The organism is Marinimicrobium sp. UBA4509, assembly GCF_002388575.1.
Classification (GTDB): domain Bacteria; phylum Pseudomonadota; class Gammaproteobacteria; order Pseudomonadales; family Cellvibrionaceae; genus Marinimicrobium; species Marinimicrobium koreense.
The window spans coordinates 1,771-2,538 of sequence record NZ_DGMV01000009.1; the positions used below are offsets into that span (position 1 = coordinate 1,771).

At 58.3% G+C, this 768-nt stretch carries 1 protein-coding gene; it reads left to right on the plus strand.

What is annotated here, in order from left to right; translation table 11 throughout:
* Nucleotides 1-122: 122 nt before the first annotated feature.
* On the plus strand, nucleotides 123-740 hold the full coding sequence (locus tag B3520_RS01285; RefSeq protein ID WP_286804293.1) for a dUTP diphosphatase: 618 nt from the start codon (nucleotides 123-125) through the stop codon (nucleotides 738-740).
* The last annotated feature ends 28 nt before the right edge of the window (nucleotides 741-768 follow it).

The following is a 768-nucleotide window of genomic DNA, read 5'->3' on the forward strand; positions in this document are numbered from 1 at the left end:
AAAGGGTGTCCCCTTGCCGGACCGGGCGTGACTGCCAATCAAAGTCCGAGGCTCGAACAATGCGGCACGGCATGCGTGCCCTACGTTATAATGCCGCCACAAAAACCAACCGGAGACATCTGATGCCCCGCACCCAACAACTGATGATCATGCTCGACCTGCAAGACAGCATGAACACCAAAGTCCACCCGGAATGGCGCTCCCAGCAATTTGAGTTCTACCGCGCGATCTGGATCGAATGCGCGGAGCTGCTCGAACACTACGGCTGGAAATGGTGGAAAAAACAGACCCCAGACACCGAACAGGTCGCCCTCGAACTGATCGACATCTGGCACTTCGGCCTCAGCATCCTCCTGCAGAACAGCGACGACCTAGACGCACTGGCCGCCGACATCGACCAACAGCTCAACGTCACTACCGACGAACCCGACTTCCGCCTCGACCTGGAAGCCTTCGCCGGCGCCACCCTGGCCGACCGCCAGTTCCACATCGGCAAATTCGGCCGTCTGATGGCGGGTGTCGATATGAGCTTTGAAGACCTCTATCGGGGCTATGTCGGTAAAAACGTCCTCAACTTCTTCCGCCAGGACCACGGGTATAAGGATGGCAGCTACCGCAAGCACTGGCAGGATGGTCGGGAAGACAATGAGCACCTGGTGGAAGTGGTGCGGGAACTGGATGCGGGGAGTCCCAGCTTCAAAGATGACCTCTATCAGGCACTGTCTGCGCGGTATCAGTAGTGGGAGCGGCGGATGCGCTTCGCTTATC